Source organism: Pectobacterium sp. CFBP8739, assembly GCF_013449375.1.
GTDB lineage: Bacteria > Pseudomonadota > Gammaproteobacteria > Enterobacterales > Enterobacteriaceae > Pectobacterium.
Genome location: NZ_JACDRR010000044.1, coordinates 1 through 314, shown reverse-complemented (window position 1 = coordinate 314; position 314 = coordinate 1). Strand labels below are relative to the sequence as shown.

Here is a 314-nt window from a genome sequence, read left to right as displayed (position 1 = left end):
CCCACGCCGCTCACCACAAGTAACTATACGAGGTAGTTAATCATGGCTAAGGCACATTCTAAGTCAGACGTCGCACTTAATAAACCCGCCAGAACAGAGCGTTACTACACCGTGGGATACGCCCCGCACAACGGCAAGCCCAACCCGCCCTCCGCCATCAACCTTAAAGGCCGCTGGCTCGAAGAGTCCGGATTTATCACCGGGATGCCCGTCACCGTCACGGTAGAACGGGGCAGGATTATTATTGAGACTGAGATTAATTTATAGCGGCTGACCAGACCATGAAATAAAAAACCGGAAGGATCATCAGATCA

General features: G+C 51.6%; 1 protein-coding gene. It reads left to right on the top strand.

All coding sequences use genetic code 11. From position 1 onward, the window contains the following. The first annotated feature begins 42 nt into the window (after nt 1-42). Complete coding sequence (locus tag H0247_RS19330) at nt 43-267, top strand: SymE family type I addiction module toxin (protein ID WP_180743980.1); 225 nt, start codon at nt 43-45, stop codon at nt 265-267. Nucleotides 268-314 lie beyond the last annotated feature (47 nt).

Bases quoted from the DNA above. Each gene is read 5' to 3' on its own strand.
- H0247_RS19330 (WP_180743980.1), top strand. From the start codon at position 43: ATGGCTAAGGCACATTCTAAGTCAGACGTCGCACTTAATAAACCCGCC.